General features: G+C 65.8%; 25 protein-coding genes and 3 tRNA genes. 19 read left to right on the top strand and 9 right to left on the bottom strand.

Features of this window, described 5'->3' with window-relative positions; translation table 11 throughout:
- Positions 1-76 precede the first annotated feature (76 nt).
- Positions 77-1,480, top strand: coding sequence for an esterase-like activity of phytase family protein (locus AC1DUN_RS09475; RefSeq protein WP_477713749.1), 1,404 nt, complete (start codon positions 77-79; stop codon positions 1,478-1,480).
- A gap of 25 nt (positions 1,481-1,505) precedes the next feature.
- Here the strand turns inward: AC1DUN_RS09475 and AC1DUN_RS09470 are convergent, their stop codons facing one another.
- On the bottom strand, positions 1,506-2,435 hold the full coding sequence (locus AC1DUN_RS09470; protein ID WP_477713748.1) for a LysR family transcriptional regulator: 930 nt from the start codon (positions 2,433-2,435) through the stop codon (positions 1,506-1,508).
- A gap of 114 nt (positions 2,436-2,549) precedes the next feature.
- Between AC1DUN_RS09470 and AC1DUN_RS09465 the strand changes: the two genes are divergently transcribed.
- A complete protein-coding gene (locus AC1DUN_RS09465; protein ID WP_477713747.1) occupies positions 2,550-2,726 on the top strand; it encodes a hypothetical protein in 177 nt (58 codons plus the stop codon).
- Here the strand turns inward: AC1DUN_RS09465 and thiL are convergent.
- The 5 genes from thiL to apaG all read right to left on the bottom strand — a co-directional run bounded on the left by thiL (position 2,714) and on the right by apaG (position 8,936).
- Positions 2,714-3,700, bottom strand: coding sequence for a thiamine-phosphate kinase (thiL, locus tag AC1DUN_RS09460; protein WP_477713746.1), 987 nt, complete (start codon positions 3,698-3,700; stop codon positions 2,714-2,716). The two genes, AC1DUN_RS09465 and thiL, sit on opposite strands and share 13 nt — an antisense overlap.
- 34 nt (positions 3,701-3,734) lie before the next feature.
- Complete coding sequence (locus tag AC1DUN_RS09455) at positions 3,735-4,874, bottom strand: YbdK family carboxylate-amine ligase (RefSeq protein ID WP_477713745.1); 1,140 nt, start codon at positions 4,872-4,874, stop codon at positions 3,735-3,737.
- The gene (locus tag AC1DUN_RS09450) at positions 4,864-6,132 is read right to left on the bottom strand and encodes a cation:proton antiporter (RefSeq protein WP_477713744.1); all 1,269 of its coding nucleotides are present in this window, start codon (positions 6,130-6,132) and stop codon (positions 4,864-4,866) included. The genes AC1DUN_RS09455 and AC1DUN_RS09450 overlap by 11 nt, the downstream gene beginning before the upstream one ends.
- A 413-nt stretch (positions 6,133-6,545) precedes the next feature.
- Positions 6,546-8,513, bottom strand: a complete 1,968-nt coding sequence (locus AC1DUN_RS09445) for a site-specific recombinase (RefSeq protein WP_477713743.1) — start codon at positions 8,511-8,513, stop codon at positions 6,546-6,548.
- A 21-nt stretch (positions 8,514-8,534) separates the two neighbouring features.
- Positions 8,535-8,936: a Co2+/Mg2+ efflux protein ApaG gene (gene apaG / locus AC1DUN_RS09440; protein WP_477714086.1), complete on the bottom strand. Its 402-nt coding sequence runs from the start codon at positions 8,934-8,936 to the stop codon at positions 8,535-8,537.
- Positions 8,937-9,050: 114 nt separating this feature from the next.
- On the opposite strand from apaG, the gene rpe reads away from it, so the two are divergent.
- From rpe to AC1DUN_RS09420, 4 genes are all read left to right on the top strand, one after another.
- A complete protein-coding gene (gene rpe / locus AC1DUN_RS09435; protein WP_477713742.1) occupies positions 9,051-9,746 on the top strand; it encodes a ribulose-phosphate 3-epimerase in 696 nt (231 codons plus the stop codon).
- An 88-nt stretch (positions 9,747-9,834) separates the two neighbouring features.
- On the top strand, positions 9,835-11,532 hold the full coding sequence (locus tag AC1DUN_RS09430) for an adenylate/guanylate cyclase domain-containing protein (protein WP_477713741.1): 1,698 nt from the start codon (positions 9,835-9,837) through the stop codon (positions 11,530-11,532).
- A gap of 136 nt (positions 11,533-11,668) precedes the next feature.
- Positions 11,669-12,421, top strand: a complete 753-nt coding sequence (locus tag AC1DUN_RS09425) for a response regulator transcription factor (RefSeq protein ID WP_477713740.1) — start codon at positions 11,669-11,671, stop codon at positions 12,419-12,421.
- A 63-nt stretch (positions 12,422-12,484) separates the two neighbouring features.
- Positions 12,485-14,998: a PAS domain S-box protein gene (locus tag AC1DUN_RS09420; protein ID WP_477713739.1), complete on the top strand. Its 2,514-nt coding sequence runs from the start codon at positions 12,485-12,487 to the stop codon at positions 14,996-14,998.
- A gap of 7 nt (positions 14,999-15,005) precedes the next feature.
- Here AC1DUN_RS09420 and AC1DUN_RS09415 read toward each other — a convergent pair whose 3' ends face one another.
- Entirely contained in the window at positions 15,006-15,578 is a 573-nt protein-coding gene (locus AC1DUN_RS09415) for a hypothetical protein (protein WP_477713738.1), read from the bottom strand.
- A gap of 130 nt (positions 15,579-15,708) precedes the next feature.
- Here AC1DUN_RS09415 and gph point away from each other — a divergent pair, with 130 nt between their 5' ends.
- The gene (gene gph, locus AC1DUN_RS09410) at positions 15,709-16,401 is read left to right on the top strand and encodes a phosphoglycolate phosphatase (protein ID WP_477713737.1); all 693 of its coding nucleotides are present in this window, start codon (positions 15,709-15,711) and stop codon (positions 16,399-16,401) included.
- Positions 16,402-16,465: 64 nt separating this feature from the next.
- Here the strand turns inward: gph and AC1DUN_RS09405 are convergent, their stop codons facing one another.
- Positions 16,466-17,047 (bottom strand): chalcone isomerase family protein, encoded by a 582-nt coding sequence (locus tag AC1DUN_RS09405; RefSeq protein ID WP_477664756.1) that lies wholly within the window; start codon positions 17,045-17,047, stop codon positions 16,466-16,468.
- Positions 17,048-17,492: 445 nt separating this feature from the next.
- Here AC1DUN_RS09405 and trpE point away from each other — a divergent pair, with 445 nt between their 5' ends.
- The 8 genes from trpE to AC1DUN_RS09365 are packed head-to-tail and all read left to right on the top strand — an operon-like array spanning position 17,493 to position 24,216.
- Positions 17,493-18,992, top strand: a complete 1,500-nt coding sequence (gene trpE / locus AC1DUN_RS09400; protein ID WP_413328546.1) for an anthranilate synthase component I — start codon at positions 17,493-17,495, stop codon at positions 18,990-18,992.
- 2 nt (positions 18,993-18,994) lie between these two features.
- Positions 18,995-19,309, top strand: a complete 315-nt coding sequence (locus AC1DUN_RS09395; protein WP_477713736.1) for a chorismate mutase — start codon at positions 18,995-18,997, stop codon at positions 19,307-19,309.
- A 2-nt stretch (positions 19,310-19,311) separates the two neighbouring features.
- Positions 19,312-19,893: an aminodeoxychorismate/anthranilate synthase component II gene (locus AC1DUN_RS09390; protein ID WP_477713735.1), complete on the top strand. Its 582-nt coding sequence runs from the start codon at positions 19,312-19,314 to the stop codon at positions 19,891-19,893.
- Entirely contained in the window at positions 19,890-20,939 is a 1,050-nt protein-coding gene (gene ltaE, locus AC1DUN_RS09385) for a low-specificity L-threonine aldolase (protein ID WP_477713734.1), read from the top strand. The genes AC1DUN_RS09390 and ltaE overlap by 4 nt, the downstream gene beginning before the upstream one ends.
- 9 nt (positions 20,940-20,948) lie before the next feature.
- Complete coding sequence (locus AC1DUN_RS09380) at positions 20,949-21,599, top strand: LysE family translocator (RefSeq protein WP_477664752.1); 651 nt, start codon at positions 20,949-20,951, stop codon at positions 21,597-21,599.
- A 39-nt stretch (positions 21,600-21,638) separates the two neighbouring features.
- On the top strand, positions 21,639-22,682 hold the full coding sequence (gene trpD / locus AC1DUN_RS09375) for an anthranilate phosphoribosyltransferase (protein WP_413328541.1): 1,044 nt from the start codon (positions 21,639-21,641) through the stop codon (positions 22,680-22,682).
- Between the two features lie 5 nt (positions 22,683-22,687).
- Positions 22,688-23,494 (top strand): indole-3-glycerol phosphate synthase TrpC, encoded by an 807-nt coding sequence (trpC, locus tag AC1DUN_RS09370; RefSeq protein WP_477713733.1) that lies wholly within the window; start codon positions 22,688-22,690, stop codon positions 23,492-23,494.
- A 17-nt stretch (positions 23,495-23,511) separates the two neighbouring features.
- On the top strand, positions 23,512-24,216 hold the full coding sequence (locus tag AC1DUN_RS09365) for a uracil-DNA glycosylase (RefSeq protein ID WP_477713732.1): 705 nt from the start codon (positions 23,512-23,514) through the stop codon (positions 24,214-24,216).
- Between the two features lie 73 nt (positions 24,217-24,289).
- Here AC1DUN_RS09365 and AC1DUN_RS09360 read toward each other — a convergent pair whose 3' ends face one another.
- Positions 24,290-25,393, bottom strand: coding sequence for a patatin-like phospholipase family protein (locus AC1DUN_RS09360; RefSeq protein ID WP_477713731.1), 1,104 nt, complete (start codon positions 25,391-25,393; stop codon positions 24,290-24,292).
- A gap of 80 nt (positions 25,394-25,473) precedes the next feature.
- Here AC1DUN_RS09360 and AC1DUN_RS09355 point away from each other — a divergent pair.
- The 4 genes from AC1DUN_RS09355 to AC1DUN_RS09340 form a co-directional block, all read left to right on the top strand.
- Positions 25,474-25,559 (top strand) — tRNA-Tyr (locus AC1DUN_RS09355).
- A 100-nt stretch (positions 25,560-25,659) separates the two neighbouring features.
- Positions 25,660-25,733: transfer RNA gene (locus tag AC1DUN_RS09350), tRNA-Gly, on the top strand.
- A 97-nt stretch (positions 25,734-25,830) separates the two neighbouring features.
- Positions 25,831-25,905, top strand: a tRNA-Thr gene (locus AC1DUN_RS09345).
- A gap of 91 nt (positions 25,906-25,996) precedes the next feature.
- The coding region (locus AC1DUN_RS09340) for a GTP-binding protein (RefSeq protein ID WP_477713730.1) at positions 25,997-26,418 on the top strand (422 nt) is incomplete at its 3' end.

The raw sequence follows: 26,418 nt of genomic DNA, 5'->3' as shown, positions 1-26,418 counted from the left end.
GTGGCTGATTTTGTCACAGCGGTTTCACACGCGGCCGGCACAGTCCTGCGATTCACCAGACAAGAGGGAATTCGGGATGAGCAAACACAAGCAGGTTTTGAACAAGATGAACGCCTTGACCCTGGCCGCCGCCTGCGCGTTGTGCCTGGCGGCCGGCAGCGGCCGCGCCCAGACGGCGCCGGCCGTGGAGGCCGTGCTGGCGGGCCATGCGGTCCTGGCCGCCGACGCTTCGGTGGCGGCGCCGCGCGATGCGGGGCCCTTCTTCGCCACGGCGGGCAAATTCGCCAATGCCAAACGCCAGCGCAACGAGCAGCTCGGCAGCGAAAGCGCCAACACCTTTGTCGGCGACCCCAAATACCCGCGCGCCTCCGGCGGCGCGCTGCCCATGAAGGGCCAGTCGGTGCAGGGTTTTTCGGGCATTGTCTCCCTGGGCAAGGGCGAATTCCTGGCGCTGACCGACAACGGCTTCGGCAACAAGGTCAATTCGCAGGACGCGCTGCTGATGGTGCACCGGTTGTCCGTGGACTGGGGCAAGGGCCGGGTCCTGCGCCGCGGCACGACCTTCCTGAGCGACCCCCACAAGCGCATTCCTTTCCACATCCAGAACGAAAACACCTCGCGGCGCTACCTCACGGGCATCGATTTCGACCCCGAATCCCTGCAGGTGGTGGGCAAGGAATGGTGGATAGGCGACGAATACGGCCCCTACCTGCTGCGCACCGACTTCCAGGGCCGGGTCCTGGGCGTGATTGAAACCGTCATCAAGGGCAAGCTGCTGGCCTCGCCCGACCACTACATGCAGGGCCGCCTGCCCAACCTGCCCGGCGAGGCCTTGTTTGAGGTGCGCCGCTCCAACGGCTTTGAGGGCATGGCCAAGTCACCCGACGGCAGCAAGCTCTATCCCATGTTTGAAGGCCCGCTGTTCGACACCACGGCCAAAAGCGTCGAAAAATCCGGCGACAAGACCTATGTGCGCATCAACGAGGTGGACGCTGCTTCGGGCAGCTACACCGGCAAGCAATGGAAGTACCTGCTCGAGGAAGTGGGCAATGTCGCGGCCGATTTCCAGCTGCTGGACGCCACGGCCGGCCTGGTGATAGAGCGCGACGACAGCACCGAAGGCCAGGCGCCGGCCTGTCCGGGCGAAGCGCGCACCGACTGCTTCACGCGGCCCGCGCGTTTCAAGCGCGTCTACAAGATAGACCTGGCGGCCGCCGATGCCGATGGTTTTGTGCGCAAGGTGGCCTACATCGACCTGACCCGCATCGCCAACCCGCAGCGCCTCGCGAAGCTGGGGCCGAATGAGGCGGTGTTTTCGCTGCCGCACCTGGGCCCCGAAGGCCTGGCGATAGTGGATGCCACGCACATCGTGCTGGTCAATGACAACAACTTTCCGTATTCATCGGGGCGCGAAATCGGCAAGCCCGATGCCAATGAGCTGACTTTGCTGGATATCCGCGCGTTGGTCGACGCCAGATAACGCGGACGAACCAACCGGTAGGGGGTCAGCGGATCAAGTCTCCTTCATGGCTGAACCATTCGGCCCAGTAGTCAATGCAGGCCCGGATCTTCGGCAGCCGGTGGCGCCCGCCCAGCGTCACAGCGTGGATGGGCACGGGCTGCTCGTCGACAAAGCCCGGCAATACCGGCACCAGCAGGCCGCGCCGCACCAGGGGCTCGGCCGCCAGCATGGCAAAGCGCGCGATGCCCAGGCCTTGCAGGGCCAACTGGCTGGTCGTGCCGGTGGAGTCGGCACGCCAATGGCCGTCCGCCGTGATCACCACGGGTTGGCCGTCGATGATGAAGGGCCAGCGGTTGAGCGTGGTCGCGCCGCTGTTGCTGATCAGGCGGTGCCCGCCCAGGTCGTCAGGGTGTTCGGGCGTGCCGTGGGCCGCAAGATAAGCCGGCGTGGCGTACAGCCGCCGCCCATGCGTGCCAATCTGGCGCATCACCGTGTTCTCGTTGGTGTGCGTGCCGCTGCGTATCGCGATGTCGACACCGTCGCGCACCATGTCCACCAGGCGGTCGTCCACCTTGAGTTCCACACGAACCTGCGGATGGCGCTGGCTCAGCCCTTCGAGGCTGGGCACCAGCAGGTATTCAGCCATCACGGTGCTGGCCGCCACCCGCACCCAGCCGCTGGCCTCGCCGCTCTGGCTGGCGAACTCGCCTTCCAGGTCGTCCAGTGTGTGTGTCATGCGCCGGCAATAGCCGAGAAAGGTCTCTCCCTCGGGCGTGAGGGTCAGCGCATGCGTGCTGCGCTGCACCAGCCGCGCATTGCAGGTTTTTTCGATGCGGGCGATGGCGCGGGATACCTGGCTGACAGGCACACCGCGTGCGCGGGCTACGGCCGAGAAGCTGCCCAGCTCGGCCACGCGTGCAAACAGGTGCATGTCGTCAAAGTTCAGGTTGCGCATGCCGGCCATATTACCCATCGCCGGTTTGTTTTGTTTTGCGCCTGGCGCAAGACGCATTTGCGCCGCGGGTGGTTTCCGCTGGCGGCGGTTTTGCGCACAGTGGAGCCGTACCGCAACTGAAAGGATGCTTCCATGAATTCCGCCTACACCGCAGCCGAAGAAAACCGCCTGGCCGCCGCCGCGATGGCCGAGGCCCGGCATTTGCGTGCCCTGGCACCGGCCCAGTTCTGGTCGGTGCTGGGCCGCCTCGCGCGCGGCCTGGTGTACCCAGCGCGCCCAGGCGCCGGCATTCGCCCTCAGGCGAAGTGATCGAAAGAAGCGTAGCGCCGCTCCATCAGCACGCCGGCCGCGTCCAGCAGGCGCAGGCCGGGGTCCGTGTCGATGCGGCCTATGCGGCTGACGGGGGTTTGCGCCTGCCGTGCCGCTGCCTGCACGGCTTCGCGGGCCGACACCGGCGCGGTGAAAGCGAGTTCGTAGTCGTCGCCACCGGCCAGCGCGAACTCCAGCTGCTTGTCGGCATCAATGCCGGTTCCGGGCCAATCGGGGTGGGCGCAAGCGGCCACCAGATGGGCGGCGGGCGCCGTCTCGAGTGTGGCGCCCACACCCGAGGCGCGCAGGATGTGCCGCAGGTCGCCGATCAAGCCGTCGCTCACGTCAATGGCCGCCGAGGCAATGCCGCGCAGCGCCAGGCCCAAGGCCACACGCGGTGTGGGTTGCTCCAGCCGGCGCCTGGCCTGGGCCAGCAAGGCGGGCGGCAAGGGCATGGTGCCGCGCAGCGCGTCCAGCGCGAGCCGCGCGTCGCCCAGCGTGCCGCTGGCGTACACATCGTCGCCGGCTTTTGCGCCCGAGCGCAGCAGCGCCTGGCTTTTGCCGTTCAGCACGGGTACTTCGCCGAACACGGTGATGCAGATATTGAGCGGCCCCTGCGTGGTGTCGCCGCCCACCAGATCGCAGCCGTGCGCATCGGCCAGCGCCAGCAGGCCTTGGGAGAATGCGGCCAGCCAGGCTTCGTCGACCCGCGGCAGCGCCAGCGCCAGCGTGAAGGCCAGCGGTTTGGCGCCGCAGGCGGCCAGATCGCTCAAGTTGACGGCCAGCGCCTTGTGGCCCAGCGTGAAAGCGTCCACGTCCGCGAAGAAGTGCCGGCCCTCGACCAGCATGTCGCTGGAAATCGCCAGCTGCGTGCCGGGCGCGGGCTGCAGCAGCGCGCAGTCGTCACCCACGCCCAGCGCTGCGCGCGCGGCGGGGCGCGTGAAGTAGCGCGCAATCAGGTCGAATTCACCCATGGCGCAGAGCATACAGGCTGCGCCGGCAGGGGTTTCAGGAATTTTGCTGGTGCGTCACGCCGCCGCGAAAACGTTCCGACGCCTGGCGTATGACTTCGGCCAGCAGGTGCTCCTCGCCCTGCCTTTCGCGCAACCAGCGGGCGTCGTTGTCGCCGCGCTCCACACTGTTGCGCAGCAGGTGCAGCGAGGCGCCCGCGCCCATGGCGGTGGCATGGCGCTCTATCTGCGACATGGTCTGCAGGATGTGCTCGCGCAGCGGCATGTGGCCGCCGGTGGCGGGGTCCACGTAGACCGCGTCCAGGCCGAAGCGGCAGGCCTGGAAACGGTTGTAGGTGTAGACCAGGTAGTCGTCCTCGGTGGGCACAAAGGGCTGCTCGTGCATGAACCAGGAGGCCAGCGACTGGACAAAGCCCGCCAGCGCGGTGGCCCGCTCCACCGTGAGCGGCGTGTCGAACACGCGAATCTCGATGGTGCCGAACTCCGGCTTGGGCCGGATGTCCCAGTAAAAGTCCTTCATGCTCTTGACCACGCCGGTGCGCGTCATCTTGTCGAAGTAAACGGTGAAATTGTCCCAGGTCAGCGCGAAGGGCGCGCGGCCCGAGAGCGGAAAGGCGAACACCGAGTTGAGCCGCGCCGAGTCGAAGGCCGTGTCCTGGCCCTGTACATAGGGCGAGGAGGCCGACAGCGCGATGAAATGCGGGATGTAGCGCGACATGCGGTGCAGCGTGAGCAGCGCGCTGTCGGCGTCGGGGCAGCCCACATGCACATGCTGGCCGAAGATGGTGAACTGTTTGGAAAGATAGCCGTAGAGCTCGGACAGCTCGCGAAAGCGCGGCTTGTCGTAGATGCGTCGCTCATGCCACTGCTGGAAGGGATGGGTGCCGCCGCCGACCACGGCGATGTTGAGCTTGTCGGCGCTCTTGACCAGCGCGTCGCGGATCTGCGAAAGCTGGCCCAGCACCTCCGATGCGTTGTGGCAGATGCCGGTCGAGACTTCAATCATGCTGGAGGTCATCTCGGGCACCACGGCGCCGGGCAGCGGGATTTTGGACATCAGGCGCAGCATGTCCTCGGCATAGGGCGCGAGGTCGTAGTCGTGCGTGTTCACCAGCTGCAGCTCAAGCTCCACGCCCAGCGACAGCGCGGCCGATTTGTGAAAAGGTTCAAGGCTCATGGACGGGTCCGGATGCGGGGCCGCGCGTGAGCGGCGCCCAGGGTTTGGAACTTTCGCCGGCGCGGTAAATGGCCACGGTGGCCAGCACCGCGCCCAGCACCTCCATCAGCAGGATGGCGGGCAGGGCCACGCTGGCGATCTGCCGGCCCAGGGCGCCCGAGGCCGTGGCGAACTGCGACACCAGCAGCAGCGCGACCGAGGACATCGGCGACATCGCGCAGCCCACCCACAGCGCCTGTTTCCAGCTGGCGCCGCTGCCCGCGTTGCCGATGGCGACACCGATGATCTTGGCCGCCATGCGCGCCAGGACCATGGCGATGACCAGGCCGGCCACCGGGCCGCTCCAGTCGGCCTGCGCCGCCACCACCGAGACCAGCACGAACATCAGCATGGTCAGCATGGCGGAGGCCGTGCCCATCTGCCGCGGCCATGACCAGGGGCGCGGGTTGAGCTGCTTGAGCAGCATGCCGCCCAGCAGCGCCGCCAGCGGTGCCGAGCCGCCGAAGTGGGCCGCCAGCGCGGCGCCGGCGGCGATCAGGGCCAGCAGCAGGATGGCGGTGTTTTCGCTGGTGGGGCTCATCACGCGCAGCGCGGTGCGCAGCGTGAGGGCCAGCACCGCGCCCACCACCACCGACAGGCCCAGCACCACCAGCACCGGGTAGAGCGTGCTGAGCACACTGGCCACAGCCGATTCGGGGCGGTGCATCATGCCGGCGCGGGCGCTGCACAGCGTGAGCGCATAGAGCGTGCCCAGCGTGGACAGCACCAGCGCGCGTTCGGTGACCGGGCCGGCCGCGCGCGTGTCTATGGCCACGCGCGACAGCACGGCCGGCGAAGCGGCCATGGCCAACAGGGCCAGCGGTTCGGCCACGGCAACGCGCACGCTCATCGCGCCCAGGGCCCAGTACACCAGAATAAAGGTCAGCGCCGATTCGGCCAGGCTTTGCACCAGCACCATGGGGTTGTGGCGAAACCAGCGCAGCGGAATGCGCCCGCCGGCCTCGAACAGCACCACGGCCACGCCCAGTTCCAGCAGGAACAGCCCCGTGCCCTGCAGCGGCCAGACCGCGCCGGTGAACCCGGCCAGGCCGGCAACGCCGCCGACCAGCGAATAGCCGACCACCTTGGGCAGGCCGGTATAGCGGTTCAGCAGGTGGCCCGCGGCGGCGGCCACCGCGAGCAGGATGGACCACTGCACGGTCGGCAAGCCTGCCGAAGGTTTGATCCATTCGGCCCAGATGGCCAGGATGTCATTCATGGGGGATGGGTCTCCACTCTGATGGGAACTTCTGCAGACAGGCCCCTGGAGGCGGCCTGTTGCGCGTTGGTCGGCCAGCCTTTACGGCCTGGGGCCCGGTGGGTTTGCGCGAAAGAAAACTTGTTGCATTAATTTACAGGGGCCTCGCATGGCGACATGTAGGACAAGGCCGGAAATCTGGCCCCCACGCTCCCCACTGCGTGTGGTTCGCTGCCCCCCGAGGGGGCCGCCCGCCTGCGGCCCGGCAAAGCCGGTTCCGCGGCTCATGCTGGCTTGAAGAATTCTGTGGGTGCTATCGGTGATGGAGGTATTTCATCAGTGGGGGCCGCGGGACTGGCTTTGCCAGACCGCAGGCGCCCGCCCCCTGGAAGGGGAGAACAGGCTACACGCAGTGAGCCTGGACGGGGGTGAGCTTATTCAGACGGCATGAAGAAGCTGCGCGGATGGCTGCGCCAGCGCGCCCAGATGGCGGCGCGAATGCGGGCGCGGTCCACATTGCTCACGTTGTGCGCTTGCAGGGCCAGGCGGAACGCGAGGTAAAAACTCACGCCGAGGTTCAGCGCGCCTATCAGCGGAATGGCCGCGACGCACCACCAGATGGTAGGGTGCTTGAAGGCTTCCAGGCCCAGCGAGGCGCCGGCCGCGGCCAGCTGGCCGGTGGACAGCGTGACGTGGCGTGCCTGGAGTTCCACGCCGAAGAAGCCGGTGAAGGCCGGGATCAGCCCCAGCATGAAGCCCAGCGCGATGTTGGAGGCGAAGCCCGAGATGTTGTCGCGCATGAAGCTTGACCAACGGGCCGCGCGCTCGCTGCCCAGCACGGCGGTGATGCGCGGGTTGTGGCGCATGGCCGAGTCCAGGCGGTGCAGCACGAACCAGTTTTCGGTCCAGCCCGCGATCATGCTGGCCGCGAACAGGATGCCGCCGGTAAAGCCCGCCCACATCAGCGTGGGGCCCAGCAAGGTCAGCGTGCCCAGCACATGCTCGGCCTCGGTGGGGCTGATCATGGGCCGGCCCAGCAGCAACAGCACCAGCGTGTTGACCAGCAGCACCGCGGGCACCACCATGAACACGTTGCCGAAGACTGCCGCCACCTGCGAGCGCACCAGGTGCGTGACCTCGTCGACAAAAGCTTCGATGGTGCTGGCGGCGTCGGCCGAGCCGAGGTCCTTGAGCTTGGCCGCCATGGCCGGCGCCGTCATGGCCGGCTGCTTGGTGGCCAGCGTGAAATGCAGCAGCTGGATCAGGATGAAGCTGGCGGCATACATGAGGCCGGACCAGAAGCCGCCCCAGAAGGCCGAAAGGCCCACCGCGACGATCATGAACTTGAGCAGCGTGGTGAGGGCCGTGACGGCGCCGCCGCCCATGGCCTTGCCCAGCATTTCACGGTATTCGCCGCGCGTGCGGGTGATGTAGGTCTCGCCGGTCTCGGCGCTGCGCTCGGCCACCTTGGCCGACAGCAGCGTGGAGTTGGCGCTGATCAGCGCGCTGATGCTTTTGCCCTCCTGCGCGGTGATGACGCGGCGCCCCAGCAGCTTGACGGCCGCCATGGCCGGCTTGGGCGAGACCAGGCTGTCGAGCAGTTCGCGCACGCGCAGCATGCGCTCGCGCAGCTGGCGCAGGCGAAACACCATGCCGACCGAAATGCCGTTTTCCTCCAGGTGCGTGTAGATGCTGTTGACGGCCTGGCGGCAGGCGTCCAGCCGCTCGCGGTATTGCGCGATCGCGGCCTGCAATTGCGCCTCGTCCCGTTCGGGCTTGAAGAAAGCGTTGCGCAGCCCGTCGATGTCGGCCGGCAGCGCATGAAAGGCGCGCGCGTGCGGTGTGGCGCGGTTCATGCGCAGGCGCAGCTCGGGCGCGAAGCCGGTGGCGCGGATCTGCGCCGTGCAATAGGCCAGCGCGTCCATCAGGCTGTAATGCCAGTGCAGCGTGTCCATGTCGGGGCTGGCCGACAGCAGCAGGGTGAGCCGGGCGACCTGGGACTCTTCGAGCGCGCCCATCCACTGCGCGTCAAAGCGGGTGGGCGCCACCAGGGGAAACAGCTCGGAGGCGTCGACGGTCTCGGGCGTGCCGGGCAGCCATTTGCGGCGCAGGCGCTCGGCCAGCTCACTGACGAAGGCCGTGCGCGGCGCGAAGCCGAAATCGGCCAGCAAGGTGGTGATGTCGACCGTCTGGATCAGCGTCTGCCACCAGGCCTGCAGGCGCGCGCGCAGCTCGGGCTGCATCTCGACGGCATCGATGAAGGCCTGCACCCGCGCCACCGCGGCCGGGACGGAAATCTCATCGCCGCGTATCCATTCGAAGAGCTTGATCAGCCAGACATGGCGCTGGGCCAGGCCGGCGTCCGGATCCAGCGCCTTGAGCAGGGATGCCAGGTCTTTCATCGGGCGGTCAGGACCGGGGGCTTAATGCAGGACGCGGCCGGGCGGGACGCTGCCATTGCCGTTGTGCGCTTCCAGCACGAACATGGGAATAGGCGCCTCGAAGCGTTCGCCGTCCTCGGCGACGCAAAAATAGCTGCCGTGCATGGTGCCGCTGGGCGTGCGCAGGCGCGACCCGCTGGTGTACTGGAAGGATTCGCCCGGCTTGAGCAGCGGCTGGTGGCCGACCACGCCCAGGCCCTTGACCTCCTCGTTGTGCCCGTTGGCGTCGCTGATGACCCAGTGGCGCGAGATCAGCTGGGCCGTCACTTCGCCGGTGTTGGTGACCGTGACGGTATAGGAAAACCCGTAGACGTGGTCTTCCGGCGCCGATTGTTCGGGCAGGTATTGGGGGGCGACTTCGCAGGAAAACTGGTATTTGGGCATGGCTCTGGAACTGTTGGCGACCATGTTAACCGCCTGCCGTTGCTGTTGGCCCGGCGAAACAGCGGGCAACACCAAGGGCACACGAGGGCCGCGGCTTGCTGCGACAATCCTGCCATGCCTAAAAACCAGCCGCCCACCTACCGGATAGCCCCTTCCATCCTGTCCGCCGATTTCGCCCGCCTGGGCGACGAGATCAAGGCCGTCGTCGCCGCCGGCGCCGACTGGATCCACTTCGACGTGATGGATAACCACTATGTGCCCAACCTGACTTTCGGGCCCATGATCTGCCAGGCGCTCAAGCCGCACGCCAAAAAGGCCGATGGCACCTCGGTGCCGGTGGACGTGCACCTGATGGTCCAGCCCGTTGACGCGCTGGCCGCGGCTTTTGCCGATGCCGGCGCCGACCTGATCAGCTTTCACCCCGAGGCTTCCGGCCACGTGCACCGCAGCGTGCAGGCCATCAAGGCCAAGGGTTGCAAGGCCGGGCTGGTGTTCAACCCGGCCACGCCGCTGGACGTGCTGGACTGGGTGATCGAGGACATCGACCTGATCCTGATCATGAGCGTCAACCCCGGTTTCGGCGGGCAAAGCTTCATCGACTCGGCGCTGCGCAAGATCGAACAGGCGCGCAAGCGCATAGAGGCCTCGGGCAAGGACATCCGCCTCGAAGTCGACGGGGGCATCAAGGCCGACAACATCGCGCGCGTGGCCGCCGCCGGCGCCGACACCTTTGTGGCCGGAAGCGCCATTTTCGGGAAACCCGACTACAAGGCGGTCATTGACGCCATGCGTGCGGAACTGGTGAAATAGGCCGGCGCGCGACGACGCCGACCCGCGCGCCAATCCCGGTAACCGGCCAGGCCGGACGCCGGCCCCCCGTTGTTCATGGAGGAGCCGCATGACTGAAGCCGTAAGCGAGCAAGACGCGGGGCGTTCCAAGCGCCGCGCCCGCATCCTGGTGGTGGACGACACGGCGGACGTCCGGTTTTTCCTTGTCGCCCTGCTGCGGGACGGCTATGAGGTGGAGGCCGCCGAGTCGGGCGAAGAGGGCCTGCAGGTGGCGCTGTCCGAGCGGCGCCCCGAAATCATCCTGCTGGACGTGATGATGCCCGGCATGGACGGCTACGAGGTCATGCGGCGGCTGGCGCGCGACCCGCGCACGGCCGACATTCCCGTCATCTTCCTCACGGCGCTGAGCAGCGTGGAGGAAGAGCAGTTCGGGCTGGACCTGGGCGCCACCGACTACATCACCAAACCGATCAGCCCGCCCGTGCTGCTGGCGCGCGTGAGGCTGCACCTGGAGCGCAGCGCCAATGCCAAGCGCCTGAAGACCCTGTCCGAGCAGCTGTCGCGCTATCTTGCGCCGCAGGTCTACCAGTCGCTTTTTGACGGATCCCGCCAGGCCGAGATCCAGACCCAGCGTAAACGGCTCACGGTGTTTTTCTCGGACATCAAGAATTTCACCGCCTCCACGGCGCAGTGGCAGCCCGAGGAAGTTACGTTTTTGCTCAACAGTTACTTCGAGGAGATGTCGCAGATCGCCGCCGAGTACGGCGCGACCCTGGACAAGTTCATCGGCGACGCCATCGTCATTTTCTTCGGCGACCCCCACACCCTGGGCCCGCGCCAGGACGCGGTGCAGTGCGTCAGGATGGCCGTGGCCATGCAGCAGCGCATGGCCGAGCTGCGGCAGCGCTGGAAGGCCATGGGCATTCCCAAGGCTTTCGAGATACGCATAGGCATCAACTCGGGTTTTTGCGACGTCGGCAACTTCGGCAGCAACCTGCGCATGGACTACACCATCATCGGCCGGGAGGTGAACCTCGCCGCCCGGCTGGAGCAGGCCGCCGAGCCCGGCGGCATCCTGATTTCCAGGGACACCCACGACCTGGTGCAGGGCGACATCGAGGTCGAAGAGCGCGAGCCGGTGATCGCCAAGGGGTTTTCCGAGCCCATCACGGTTTACGCGGTCCGCAAAACCCCGGCCCCGCCGGCTGCGGCGGCGGGGGTGATTCAGTGCGACCGGCCCGGCCTGCGCCTGGAACTGGACCCGGGCCGCCTCACGCCCGCGCAGCGCGCGGATGCCGCCGCCGAGCTGCGCAGGGCGCTGGACAGCCTGGAGCCCGCGCCGGCACCGGCGCCCGCAGCCGATGCCGGCACGCAGGCCTCCCGCCTTGCCGCCGTGCAGGCGGCGGACGCGGCGGGCGCTGGCGATGAAGCGCTGCCGGACAGCATTGCCGGCATCAACTTGACGGTGGGCTTGAGCCGGGCGATGAATATGAAAGGTTTTTACATTTCGATGCTGCGCCGCTTCATGGACGGCCGCGCGGACACGCCGGTGCGCATACGCGAGGCGCTGGCGGCCGGCGACCTGAAGGCAGCGGAACTGCTGAGCCACTCGCTGCGCGGCGTCTCGGCGCAGATAGGCGCCACGCAACTGCCGCAAGACGCCGAGGCACTGGAGCAGGCGCTGCGCGACAACGCCCCGCGCGACGGCATCGACGAGCTGCTGCTGCGCATGGAGGAGTCGCTCGGTGAATTGATGGGGGCCTTGCGCTCGGCCTTGCCGCCGCCCGATCCCGTGAAATCGCCGTGAGCACCCGGGCCGGCCCGCTTGGTGTATCTTCTTACTGCGGGCGTATGCCATTCGGGCCGGCCCTGGACCCTTAGAATCATCAGGCAGGGCGCCCAGGCGCATGTCATGCCCCTTACCCACAGAGAGGAGCTACACCGTGCAGTACAACGACATCTACGCAGTTACGCCCAAAGGCCAGCAGGAGCTGCGCAGCGCCGCCACCACGATTTCACCGCCCGAGGTGGAGTTGCTTGTGCGGCTCGACGGCATCCTGTCCATGGCCCAGATACGCCAGAGTGTGGGAGATGCCGTGGGCGCCACGCTGGACCACACCTTGAAACTGCTGCTGGCCAAGGGGCTGGTAACGCAGGTCGTGCCGGACCCGTTCGCCGCTTCGCTGCAGTTCCAGCTGAGCCCGACGGCGCTCACGGAGGCGGGCGCTGAAGCCGATCTCTGCGCGGCCACGCTCAAGAAATCCAACTACTACGTCCGCATTGCCCGCAAGCGCGGCTCGCCGCGCCAGCGCGCGCCCGGTGAGCGCCAGTCGGCCATCATCGTGGACGACGATGAGCACCTGGCCAAGTTCCTGAACCACTACCTGACCTTCGAGGGTTTCGACGTGCGGGTGGCGGGCTCACGCGCTGAAGTGGTGGCCGAGTTCCGCAAGGCACCGATTCCCGACCTGGTGCTGCTGGACGTCATGCTGCCTGATACCGACGGTTTTGACATCCTGCTGCGCATCCGCTCGCATCCCCAGCTCAAGGACATTCCCGTGATCATGCTCACGGCGAAGGCAACGCGCGAGGCGGTGCTCAAGGGTCTGGCCAGCGGCGCCGACGGCTACATCACCAAGCCCGTGGAGACCGAGTCGCTGATCCAGGCGGTCCGCACCGTGCTGGGCTCGCAGTAGCGCGCGCGAGCATGGCGAGATGAGCCGCTTTTCTGGTCAACCAGGCCTGCCGGCTCAAGTGCCATGAGGCTGCCTTTTCGCGCCACCATCAACGTCGCGCTGGGCGTCGGTATGGTCCTGATCATCCTGAGCATCGCGGCCTCCTATCTCACGATCAATTCGCTGATCAGCGGCACGCAGAGCGAAACCGAGGCCCGCGAAACGGTGTTGCTGCTGGAGCAGGTCGTCTCGGAGTTCCAGGCTGCCGAGTCCTCGCAGCGGCGCTACCTGCTGACCAACATTGCCAGCGACCTTGCCGCTTACCAACGGGCCCGCTCGTTGAGCCAGCAGGCGCTGCAGCGCGTGCATGCGCAGGCCGCAACTGGCCAGGACTGGCGCGCCCTGGGCGAGGCCATGACGCGCCGCTTCGATCTCATGGAGCAGGCCATTGCCGCCCGGCAGCAGACAGGGCTGGACGCGGCGGCGGCCATCGTCGGCAACGCGCCCAATCGCCGGCTTCATGACGAGATAGAGGCACTGGTGGCCCGCATCAAGGTGGCTGAAACCCAGACCTTGGAGCACTCCAAGGAGGAGACGCGCCGGACCGCGCAGACCGTCAAGCAATTGATCTTGCTGGGCGGCATGCTGTGCCTGAGCGTTTTCGGCTGGGCCATCCAGATGATTGTCAGGGCGCAGGAAAAGCGCCGCCGCATCGAGGCCAGGCTTTCCGACAGCGAGGCCATGAGCCGGGCCGTGACCGAGAGCATGGCCGAAGGGCTGGTGACGGCCACCCAGGAGGGCATCATCGTCAACGCCAACAGCGCCGCCCGCCATCTCTTCGGCTACCGGCTTGACGACCTGGTGGGCCGGGAAGTGACCATGCTGCTGCCCACGCGTTACCGCATGGGCTTTCAGGCCTTCTTCGCGAGCCTGGGCGGGCGCCAGCGCGGCTTTCGCGAATGGGACGTCAAGGTCCTGGGCCTGCGCCACGACGGCACCGAGTTTCCGGTGAATGCATCGTTCGGCGACGTCAATGTCGGCGGCCGCCGGCTGTTCACCGCGATCATTCATGACATCACCGAAAGCAACCGCATCAGCGAGGCCCTGCGCAGCAGCGAAGCCCAGCTGCGCGAGCTGACCGACGCCGTTCCGGCCTTGATCGCCTATGTCGACAGGGAGGAGCGTTTCCAGTTCCACAACCGGGCCTATGAAGAGGCCTTTGGCCTTGCGCCCGAGCAGATACAGAACCAGACCTTGTTCGAGGTCATGGGGCCGCAGCTGTACGAGCAGGTCAAGGGCCATGTGCAGGAGGCGCTGGCGGGCTATTCGGTTCGCTACGAGTGCGTGCAGGTGACGCCCGGGGGCGAGAGGCGCGAGTACGTCATGAGCCATTTCCCGCGCTACGGTGAGGGGGACGAGCAGGGCACGGTCATCGGTTTTTCCTCGCTGGGCAACGACGTGACCGAGCTCAAGCGCATAGACCGCATGAAGAGCGAGTTCGTCTCCACCGTCAGCCATGAGCTGCGCACACCGCTGACCTCGATACGCGGCTCGCTCGGGCTGGTCTGGGGCGGTGTGACGGGCGAGCTGCCGGCGCAGGCCAAAAACCTGGTGGGTATCGCCAAGAGCAATTGCGAGCGGCTGATCCGGCTCATCAACGACATCCTCGACAGCGAAAAAATCGAATCCGGCAAGATGAGTTTTGAGCTGCGGCCCATGGAGCTGGAACCCTTGCTGGAGCAGGCGCTGGCCGCCAATGAAGGCTTCGCGGAGCAGCACGGCGTGACGCTGGCGCTGGGCAGGATGGAGGCGCCCGTGCAGGTCTGCGTCGACGGCGACCGGCTGATCCAGGTGGTGACCAACCTGCTGTCCAACGCCATCAAGTTCTCGCCGCCGGGAGGTGCCGTGCAGGTGTCGCTGCGTACGGACGCGGGGCGCGCGCGTGTGGAAATCACCGACAGCGGCCCCGGCATTCCGGATGAATTCCGCCAGCGCATCTTCCAGAAGTTTTCCCAGGCCGACTCTTCCGACACGCGGCAAAAAGGCGGAACCGGCCTGGGCCTGAGCATCTCCAAGGCCATCATCGAGCGCATGGACGGAAGCATAGGCTTCACCACGGAAAGCCGGGTTGGCACGACCTTCTTCTTCGAGCTGCCCGTGTGGCGGGAAGCGCCGCCGGTCACCGCGCCCATGGGGCTTGACGGCGTGGCGCGCCCGCGCGTGCTGGTGTACGAGGACGATCCCGATGTGGCCCAGCTCATCGGCATGATGCTGGACAACGGCGGCTATGCCGTGGACATGGCACACACCACCGAGCAGGCGCGCGACTACCTCAAGATGGAGTCCTACGCGGCGATGACGGTGGACGTCAGGCAACCCTATGAGAGCGGGTTCTCGCTGATACACGAGTTGCGGGCGAATAAACGCACCGCGCGCCTGCCGGTGCTGGTGTTGTCGGTCACCGCCGCGGAGGCGCGGCAGCAGGCCGGCAGCCAGACGCTGGGGGTCTCGGGCTGGCTGGAAAAACCCCTGGACGAGCAGCGCCTGCTGGGCAGCCTGGACCGCGCGATCCAGGCCAGGCGCCGCGCAGCCTCCTGAGCGCCGCTCAGGGGTAGAGCATTTCCTTGTTGATGCTGATGCAGCCGCCCGGCATGCGGATCAGGTACACGTGGTGGGTGGGCGAGTACGGCAGCACGCTGATGTTGCGGCCGATCACGTTGAGCGGTTGCGCATAGCGGAAATCCTGCTCGGCAACGTCCTGGCAGGACTTGTTCCAGGTGCTGACGGTGTCGTAGCCGACATCGCAGCCGCCCATCAGGCCGGGACTGAAAAATGCGCTGACAAAGGTGGTGCCGGCGGGCCCGGTTTTTTCAATCGAGGCCGAGAAGGCCGAGGCGGCGGGCGCCACGCGGTTGGCCATCAGCATCACGGCATAGCCGCCCTCCGGCCCGGTCAGCACCGGCCCCAGCGTGCGCAGGGCCTTGGAGCAACTGGTGATCCCGGCGCCTGTCGCCAGCCGTTCAAAGGTGTTGGCGCCGGGCGGCACCGCGGCAAGCGGTGCGGGCGCCGGCTGGGTCATCGTGGGCCCCGGCATCGCCGCGGCGAACAATGCGGCACAGGCCGCGGCCAGCCGCCGCAGCGCCTTGTTGCGGCATCGGTCTTGAGAAAAAGCATTCATGGCATTCCTGGAAGGTCGGTGGCGGCAATGGAAAAAGTGCAGGCCTAGCGTAGCGCAGAAAGCCGGGCGCCAGGGAGCGGGTTCTGGCATGATCGCCGCTCCGCCTGCCACCTTTCACCGGCTGTTTTGAATGAATCCTGCTGTTCTGACGCTCACCCATTTCGACGCCGCCATGGTGGACCTGGACGGCACGCTGGTGGACACCCTGGGAGATTTCGTGGCCGCCGTGAACGCCATGCTGGCCGAACTGCGCAAGCCTGGTGAGGCGCCGCAAGCGCTGGATGCGGCGACCGTGGGCCGCATGGTCGGCAAAGGCTCTGAGAATCTGGTGAGGACGGTGCTGACGCATGCCGGTGAAGACCTGCCGGCGCGCTACGCCGAAGCCATGGCCAGCTACCAGCGGCATTACGCCGCCATCAACGGCGCGCACTCGGCGGTGTATCCCGGAGGGCTGGAAGGCTTGCGCGCCCTGCAGCAAGCCGGGCTCAAACTGGCCTGCCTGACCAACAAGCCGCTGGCCATGGCGTGCCAGCTGCTCAAACTCAAGGGCCTGGACGTTTTTTTCAGCGAGGTCTTTGGCGGCGACTCCTTCGCGCGCAAAAAGCCCGATCCTCTGCCCCTGCTCAAGACCTGCGAGGCGCTGGGCAGCGCGCCCGCGCGCACCTTGATGATCGGCGACTCCAGCAACGACGCGCAGGCCGCGCGGGCGGCGGGCTGCCCGGTGCTGCTGGTGACCTATGGCTACAACCACGGCGAGCCGGTGCGCGAGGTCGATGCCGACGGCTTTGTCGATTCGCTGGCCGAACTGCGTTTCCAAAAATAACAATGAGGCGGTGAAAACGGCAACGGGGCTTGGCGCCCCGTTGACCGTCTGAAAGCCGCGGGCCTTATTTGCCGAGCAGCGCGTCCTTGAGTTTCCAGTCGGCGGGCTGCGGGCCCAGCCAGATGCGCACCAGGGCGTTGAAAAATTCGGCTTCCTTGAAGGGCTCGCCTTGCGGTTTGCCTTTGACGGAAATCACGGTGCCGGTGCCGGGGATCCAGTCGATGGTGAAGCCTTCGCCGGCCACCAGCTTTTTCTGGTCGGCAAAGAGCTGGCCCATTCTGATCAGGCCGGGAATCAGCTTGGACATTTCCGCCTTGGGCGCGTTTTCGGTGAATGCGGTGGTGAAGCTTTTGCCCAACTCGTTGGAGTCGATCTCGCGCAGCAGGGTGATGCTGATGCGCTTGGGGCCGGCCATGGTGTAAACCTCTTCGGGGGTGGAGGCCTTTTTGGGCAGGTACATGCCGGCCACGTAGACTTTGAACACGGCCTTGTAGCGGATGCCCGCGCCATTGAGCTGGAGCTTGGTGCCGTGAAGCTCCACCGGGTCGTCGAGTTTGACGCCCGCTACTTCCATGGGTGCGGCAAGAATGCCGAATGAGAGCAGCAGGCTGGTCAGGCCCGCGATGCATCGCGCTGTCAAAGTCATGGGCTGTCTCCAAAGAATGGTTGAAATAGAACGAGCGTTCTTTTTTTATTCACCATTCTCGAGTTCAGGGGCGGCCTCTCGCAAGAGGGTTTGCGAGATAAGCATTAGTACTAGTCTGTCCCGGGCATGCTTGCCTGGCGCGGGCCGGTCCCGGTCTTTGCTACACTTTGCCCTACATGTTCATTCATCGCATCATTCAAACAGGTTGTGGCGACCGGGGAGCCTGGCCCTGGCGTACCTGTCATTTCTCGCACGCCTGAGGCGCATGCGGGCCGGCGCGTTACCACGCTGCCATCGGTCCGCGCAACTGCCGCAGGTTCTGCGGCACCCCCCTTTTTCCATCGATGCCCTCCCGAGAGAGGCATCCCGGCCCCGGTTTTCGGGGCGTTTTGAATGACCGGCGGCGGCGCCTCTTTGCGCTTTGCCTCCCAGCGAAGGATTTACCGTGATCACTGAACTCGAATTTAAAAGCCTGGCCGGCCAGGGCTACAACCGCATTCCCTTGATGGCGGAGGCGTTTGCCGACCTTGAAACGCCGCTTTCCCTCTACCTCAAGCTCGCGCATTCCAAGGATGGCGGCAAATTCAGCTTTCTGCTGGAGTCCGTCGTCGGCGGCGAGCGCTTCGGCCGCTACAGTTTTATCGGCCTGCCGGCCCGCACGCTGGTGCGCGCCTCGGGTTTTGGCGCCGACCGGGTCACCGAGGTGGTGACGGACGGCCGCGTCGTGGAAACTTCGGCGGCCAACCCGCTGGACTTCATCGCCGACTACCAAAAGCGCTTCAAGGTCGCGCTGCGGCCGGGCCTGCCGCGGTTTTGCGGTGGCCTGGCTGGCTACTTCGGCTACGACGCGGTGCGCCACATCGAGAAAAAACTCGAAGCCAGCTGTCCGCCCGACACCCTGGGCTGCCCCGACATCCTGCTGCTGCAGTGCGAAGAGCTGGCGGTGATCGACAACCTCTCGGGCAAGCTCTACCTGATCGTCTATGCCGACCCGGCCCAGCCCGAGGCCTATGCCAACGCCAAAAAGCGCTTGCGCGAACTCAGGGAAAAACTCAAATACTCGGTCAGTGCCCCGGTGGTGAAACCCTCGCAAAGCTACCCAGCCGAGCGCGACTTCGCCAAGGCCGACTACATCGCCGCCGTGGAGAAGGCCAAGCGCCTGATCGAAGCCGGCGACTTCATGCAAGTGCAGGTCGGCCAGCGCATCAAGAAACGCTACACCGAGTCGCCGCTGAGCCTGTACCGCGCGCTGCGCTCGCTCAACCCCTCGCCCTATATGTACTACTACCACTTCGGCGACTTCCACGTGGTGGGGGCCTCGCCCGAAATCCTGGTGCGGCAGGAACAAGTCAGCGAGGGGCAGAAGATCACCATCAGGCCCCTGGCCGGCACACGGCCGCGCGCCTCCTCGCCCGAGGCCGACAAAGCCGTCGAGCAGGAACTGGTCAACGACCCCAAGGAGCGCGCCGAGCACGTCATGCTGATAGACCTGGCGCGCAACGACATAGGCCGCATCGCCAAGACCGGCACGGTGAAGGTCACCGAGGCCTTCGCGGTCGAGCGCTACAGCCATGTGATGCACATCGTGAGCAACGTCGAGGGCGTGCTGCTGGACGGGATGACCAGCATGGATGTGCTCAAAGCCACTTTCCCGGCCGGCACGCTGACCGGCGCGCCCAAGGTCCATGCCATGGAAATCATCGACCAGCTCGAGCCCACCAAACGCGGCCTCTACGGCGGCGCCTGCGGCTACCTCAGCTATGCCGGCGACATGGACGTGGCGATTGCCATACGCACCGGCATCATCAAGGACCAGACGTTGTATGTGCAGGCGGCGGCCGGCGTGGTGGCCGACTCGGTGCCCGAGCTCGAATGGAAAGAGACCGAAGCCAAGGCGCGCGCGCTGCTGCGGGCCTCCGAGCTTGTCGAGGAGGGTCTGGAATGAATATGCCCATCCGCCCAACCGTGGAGCACTGCCACACCATGGCCGACGTGCGCCGCAACATCGACGCGCTCGACGACCGCATCGTGGCGCTGGTCGCCGAGCGCAGCGCCTACGTCGCGCAAGCCGCGCGCATCAAACAAAACGCCGATCAGATCGTCGACACCGCGCGCATTGAATTCATCGTAGACCGCGTGCGCGCCCAGGCCCGTACGGCCGGCGCCCCCGAGGCCGTCCTGGAAGCGGCCTACCGCGCCATGATCGCCGCATCCATTGACTTTGAGCGCGGCGAGTTCCAACGCCTGCGCCAGGAGGCCTGAACATGAAGCGCAGCAAACTCTTGATGATCGACAACTACGACAGCTTTACCTACAACATCGTCCAGTACTTCGGTGAACTGGGCGCCGAGGTCGAGGTGTTTCGCAATGACGAAATCAGCGTGGCGGACATCGCCGCCCGCGCGCCCGACCTGCTGGTGGTCTCGCCCGGGCCGTGCTCGCCGGCCGAAGCCGGCATCTCGGTCGCGGCGATCCAGCATTTCGCCGGCAAGCTGCCGATTCTGGGCGTCTGCTTGGGCCACCAGAGCATAGGCGCGGCCTTCGGCGGCAACATCATCCGCGCGCAGCAGCTCATGCACGGCAAGACCAGCGTGATCACCACCACGCAAGAGGGCGTCTTCGCCAATTTGCCCGAGCAGTTCGTCGTCAACCGCTACCACTCGCTGGCGATTGAAAAATCGACCTGCCCCAAGGCCCTGGCCGTCACGGCCTGGACGGACGACGGCGAGATCATGGGCGTGCGCCACAAGGAGCTGCCCATCCAGGGTGTGCAGTTCCATCCTGAATCGATACTGACCGAGCACGGCCACGCCATGCTGAAAAACTTCCTGGAGCAAAGCGCATGAGCCAGGCCTTTGTGGATTTACGCAGCGACACCGTGACCCGGCCGACCGCCGCCATGCGCGAAGCCATGCTGGCCGCGCCGCTGGGCGACGACGTGTTCGGCGACGATCCCGCTGTCAATGGGCTGCAGGAAAAAATCGCCGGCCTGCTGGGCTTTGAGGCCGCGCTGTTTGTGCCCACCGGCACGCAGAGCAACCTCTGCGCCATTTTGAGCCACTGCCAGCGCGGCGACGAGTACATCGTCGGCCAGATGGCGCATTGCTACCGCTGGGAAGGCGGCGGCGCGGCGGTGTTCGGTAGCGTGCAGCCGCAGCCGCTGAACCACCATAGCGACGGCACACTGGCCCTGGCCGAGATCGAGGCATCCATCAAGCCCGACGACGCGCATTTCGCGCGCACCCGGCTGCTGGCGCTGGAAAACACCCTGGGCGGCAAACTGCTGCCTTTTGACTATGTGCAGCAAGCCACCGCACTGGCAAAAAAGCACGGCTTGAATTGCCACCTGGATGGCGCGCGGCTGTTCAATGCCGCCGTGGCGCAGGCTGCGCAAACAGGCGGTAGCGCGCTGGCCGAGGCCAAACGCATCGCCGCATGCTTTGACAGTGTCTCGGTCTGCTTCAGCAAGGGCCTGGGCGCGCCCGTCGGTTCGGCGCTGTGCGGTTCGCGCGAGTTCATCGCGCGGGCGCACCGCATCCGCAAGATGGCGGGCGGCGGCATGCGCCAGGCCGGCATGCTGGCCGCGGCGGCCTCGCATGCGCTGGACCATCATGTGGGGCGCCTGGCCCAGGACCATGCGCTGGCCAGGCGGCTGGCCGACGGCCTGGCCGGCATCGAGGGCCTGCAGGTCGAGGCGCCGCAGACCAACATCGTTTTTGTCGACCTGACGGGCGCGGCGCGTGAGCAGTCGGCGGCCCTGCTCAAGCACCTGGCCGGCAAGGGCATACAGGCCACGGGCCTGTACCGCCTGCGTTTTGTCACCCACCTGGACGTGGATGCCGACGGCGTGGACCGCGCGGTGGCCGCCATCCGCGAATTCTTCCGTCGCTAAGGAGCCGCCATGCCTGATTTCCAACACCTGTTGCTGTTTATCGCGGCCGGCTGGCTGCTCAACCTGACGCCGGGCCCCGACGTGCTTTACATCGTGACCCACTCGCTGCGCTCGGGCGCGCGCGCCGGCATCGTGGCCGGCCTGGGCATCACCGCGGGCTGTTTTGTCCACATCTTCGCGGCGGCCGTGGGCGTGGGCGCCTTGCTGGCCACGTCGGCCCTGGCCTTTACCGTGCTCAAGTGGATAGGCGCGGCCTACCTGCTGTGGATAGGCGCCAAGATCCTGCTGTCCAGGGCGCCGCAGGCCACGACCGACCTGGCCGCGGTTGCCGCCGCCGAAGCGCCCAAGCCCCTCAAGGCGATTTTTATGGGTGGCTTCTGGACCAATGTGCTCAATCCCAAGGTGGCGATTTTTTTCCTCGCCTTTGTGCCGCAGTTCATCGCACCGGGCACCGAAAACAAGGCGCTGGCCTTTGTGCTGCTGGGCATGCTGTTCAACCTGAACGCCATTCCGGTCAATTCGGGCTGGGCCGTGGCGGCCGCCTGGATGGCCAGGCGCGACGCGGTGCAGCGCGGCATGCACTGGCTGGACCGTGCGGCAGGCGCCATGTTCATCGCGTTTGGCCTCAAGCTTGCCTTTACCGATAATCCCGCGAACTGAACCTTACTCCAGCCCCGGAACAAAAAAGCGAGACACGCCATGCCCCATACCCACAAAATCACGCCGCAGGAAGCGCTGCAGCGCACCATCGAACACCGCGAAATCTTCCACGACGAGATGCTGCACATCATGCGGCTCATCATGAGCGGCGAGATGTCGCCCGTGATGATGGCCGCGCTGATCACCGGCCTGCGCGTCAAGAAGGAGACCATAGGCGAGATCACCGCCGCCGCGCAGGTGATGCGCGAGTTCTCCACCAAGGTCCATGTGGCCGACAAGACCCATCTGGTCGACATCGTCGGCACCGGCGGCGACGGCTCGCACACCTTCAATATTTCCACCTGCTCCATGTTTGTGGCGGCGGCGGCCGGCGCCAAGGTCAGCAAGCACGGCGGGCGCAGCGTCAGCAGCAAGTCGGGCAGCGCCGACGTGATCGAATCGCTGGGCATCCATATCGGCCTTTCGCCCGAGGCCATCGCCAAGTGCATAGAACAGGTCGGCGTGGGTTTTATGTTCGCGCCCAACCACCACCCGGCGATGAAAAACGTCGCCCCCATCCGCAAGGAGCTGGGTGTGCGCACCATCTTCAACATCCTGGGCCCGCTGACCAACCCGGCCGGCGCACCCAACATCCTCATGGGCGTGTTCCATTCCGACCTCGTCGGTATACAGGTGCGCGCCCTGCAGCGCCTGGGTGCCGAGCATGCGGTGGTGGTCTATGGCAAGGACGGCATGGACGAGGTCAGCCTGGGCGCGGCCACCGTCGTCGGTGAGCTCAAGAACGGCGAGATCACCGAATACGAGATCCACCCCGAAGACTTCGACATGCCCATGGCCAGCAACCGCGCGCTGCGCGTGGAAACGCCCGAGCAGTCCAAGGCCATGCTGCTGGGCGTGCTGGACAACCAGCCCGGCGCGGCGCGCGACATCGTGATCCTCAATGCCGGCGCGGCGCTGTATGCCGCCAATGTGGCCGACTCGATGAAGGCCGGCATCGTCCTGGCCCGCGAGGCGCTGGCCTCGGGAGCGGCCAAGGCGCGCTTGCAGCAACTGGTTTCCACCACCCAACAACTCGCCGCCTGAACACCATGTCCGACATCCTCGACAAAATCATCGCCGTCAAGCGCCAGGAAATCGCCGAGGCGATTCGCAAGAAACCCTTGGCCGTGATGCGTGAAGACGCCGAATCGCGCGTGCTGACGCGTGACTTCGTGGGCGCGCTGCGCGCCAAGATCGCGGCGGGCCAGCCCGCGGTGATCGCCGAAGTCAAAAAAGCCAGCCCGTCCAAGGGCGTGCTGCGCGCCGACTTCATCCCGGCCGACATCGCGCAAAGCTATGCCGAGGGCGACGGCACGCTCAGCGCGGCCTGCCTCTCGGTGCTGACCGACAAGCAGTTCTTCCAGGGCAGCGTCGACTACCTCAAGCAGGCCAGGGCTTCGTGCAGCCTGCCGGTGCTGCGCAAGGACTTCATGGTCGACCCTTACCAGGTCTATGAGGCGCGTGTCATGGGCGCCGACTGCATCCTGCTGATCGCCGCCTGCCTGGACGATGCGCAGATGAAATCGCTGGAGGCGCTGGCCATGTCGCTGGACATGGCGGTGCTGGTCGAGGTGCACGACAAGGCCGAACTGGAGCGCGCGCTCAAGCTCAAAACGCCGCTGGTCGGTATCAACAACCGTAATCTCAAGACTTTTGAGGTTTCGCTGGACACCACCCTGGGCATGCTGGGCCAGGTGCCGGCCGACCGCCTGCTGGTCACCGAGTCCGGCATCACCACCCCGGCCGACGTGAAGCGCATGCGGGACGCCGGCGTCAACGCCTTCCTGGTCGGCGAGGCCTTTATGCGCGCCGAAGAGCCGGGCCTGGCGCTGGCGCAGCTGTTTAGCGGCCAGTAAACCAGGAGGCGGTGCAGATGAACCCTCCGGACCAGCTGCTGAGCGCGGACCCTGCGGACTGGCCGGTGGCGCCCGGCTGGCGTCCCACCACCGAGGCTTTTTTCACTTCCCCCACCGGCCAAAAGCTGCTGGATTTCCTGCGGGGCCGGCTCGCGCAAGGCGCAGTGATTTTTCCGCCCCAGCCGCTGCGCGCGCTGGAACTTACGCCGCCCGAAGAGGTGCGCGTCGTGATCCTGGGCCAGGACCCCTACCACGGCCGGAGCCAGGCCGAGGGGCTGGCCTTTTCCGTCGCGCCCGGCGTGGCCCTGCCGCCTTCGCTGCGCAACATCTTCAAGGAACTGCAGCGCGACCTGGGCACGCCGCCGCCCAAGTTCCCTGTGCCCGGCGGCAGCCTGGTGAAATGGGCCACGCACGGTGTGCTGCTGCTCAATACCTGCCTCACCGTGGAAGAAAGCCAGCCGGCCAGCCATTCGGGCAAAGGCTGGGAAGTGTTGACCGACACGCTGATCCGCCAGGTCGCCGACGGCGACCACCCGGTGGTTTTTATGCTGTGGGGCTCCCATGCCCAGAGCAAGCGGGCGCTGATTGACGCCAAGCGCCACAAGGTGCTGGTGGCCAACCACCCGTCGCCGCTGTCGGCCCTGCGCCCGCCTTTGCCTTTCATCGGTTGCGGGCATTTCTCGCAGGCGCGGGAATGGCGTGACGCGCACCCGAAACCCTAGCCGGCGTGTGGGTGTGAAATGGTTGCCGCAGCGCGGAACATTAAAAACCCACTAGACAGATAAGCAGCCCCCGCTAGAACTCCTGGGGGAGGCTGCCGACATAGTCGCGCCGGATATTGACCGTGCTTTGTTGGCCCAGCGCTTCAAAGTGGCGGCGCAGCCAGCGTTTGGCCGCGCCCTGGCCCATTTCAAACAGTTTTTCGATCATGGCGCCGTCGGCCGACATCTTGCTCGACGAGGGCAGGTTTTCCAGGGCCTCGCCGCCGTCGATGCGGTGCAGCAGCAGGCTTTTGTACTTCACGCCTTCCTGCAGGCGCCCGTCCGCCAGCAGGCGGTTGATGAAATCGATGGTGCGCATCTGGGACAGCAGGCTGGCGTTAAAGGTCAGCTCGTTCACCCGGTCCATGATGTCTAGCGGCGTGTGGGGCACCTCGGGCCGCCGCAGCGGGTTGATCTGCACCACGATGATGTCGCGGCTGCTGCATTCGCTGATCAGGGGCAACAGGGAGGGATTGCTGGAAAATCCACCGTCCCAGTAAGCCTGGCCGTCAATTTCCACCGCCTGGAACAGCGTGGGCAGGCAGGTGGAAGCCATCACCGCCTGCAATGTCAGGCGTTTGCCCGAAAAGATTTCGGCCTGGCCGGTGTTGACATGGGTCGCGGACACAAAAGCCTTGGGCAGTTGCAGGGCGGCGACGGCGGGAAAGTCGATTTCCGCCTGCAGCAGCTTGCGCAGGGGATTGATGTCCAGCGGATTGGACTGGTAGGGCGACAGCCATTGGCTCATGGCGTTGCTAAAAAAGTTAGCGCCCACTTTGTCGGAGGGCCAACCGCCCAGCAGCATCTTGCTGATGCCGTCGGCCATGGAGCCCAGGCTGCCCATGGCGGCCACGCCCTGCCAGATCCGGGCCAGCGAGGCGCGGGCCGCCTCCCGGGGATTGGGCGTTCCGCTGTCTTTGTGCGCGGCGACGGCAAATCCGTGCGCCAGCGCCACGGCATTGACCGCGCCCGCGCTGGCGCCGCTGATGCCGTCGAACTGGATGCGCTCGTCCTGCAGCAGGGCGTCCAGGACGCCCCAGGTGAAGGCGCCGTGGGAGCCACCGCCCTGCAAGGCCAGGTTGACCCGGCGCTGGGAAGAGGGGGCGGGCGGCAAGGGGATTGGGGGCGGGGTGCTCATGAGGTATTTTTAATGCTTTTTGCGCTACCCGGGGATTCCGTCCGACATAAAACCGTGGCATAATCCGAGGTTCGCTTGAAGGATGGGTGCCCGAGTGGCTAAAGGGGGCAGACTGTAAATCTGTTGGCTAACGCCTACGCTGGTTCGAATCCAGCCTCATCCACCAGATTTTTGTTGATTTTTGGCAAGCGGGCAGTGCAAGGCAGTCGCAAAAAGCGGGTTTTGAGCTGTGAATGGTTTGATGTGAGTTGAATTGGCAGAGCTGCGCGGGAGTAGTTCAATGGTAGAACCCTAGCCTTCCAAGCTAATGACGCGGGTTCGATTCCCGTCTCCCGCTCCACAAAAACCGCGGTTTTGTGGTGTTTGCGGGCTCTGTTGGTTGGTCTTGCGTTGGATTGCGGTGGGATTGAAGTCGTTTGACTTTTTGAAGAATTTAAGCCCTTTTGGCTCAGTGGTAGAGCACTCCCTTGGTAAGGGAGAGGTCGCGGGTCCGATTCCCGCAAAGGGCACCAATTTTGTGCCGGCGCAGCATGCAAGGTGCTGCGGCCGGCGGTAGTGATTCACTGGTTTTGTAACTCTTTATAAATTTCTGGAGTTGAAAAAATGGCAAAAGGCAAATTTGAGCGGACCAAGCCGCACGTCAACGTAGGCACGATTGGCCACGTGGACCATGGCAAGACGACGCTGACGGCGGCGATCACGACCGTTCTGGCATCGAAGTTCGGCGGCGAAGCCAAGGGCTACGACCAAATTGACGCGGCACCGGAAGAAAAAGCGCGCGGCATCACGATCAACACCGCCCACGTCGAATACGAAACGGCCAACCGCCACTACGCCCACGTGGACTGCCCAGGCCACGCCGACTATGTGAAGAACATGATCACCGGCGCCGCCCAGATGGACGGCGCGATCCTGGTGTGCTCGGCCGCTGACGGCCCCATGCCCCAGACCCGTGAGCACATCCTGCTGGCCCGCCAGGTGGGTGTCCCTTACATCATCGTGTTCCTGAACAAGTGCGACATGGT

It is taken from the genome of Polaromonas sp. P4_F6, assembly GCF_056401275.1.
The sequence above is the reverse complement of the archived record's forward strand: the minus strand, read 5'-3'. Positions and strand labels throughout refer to the sequence as shown.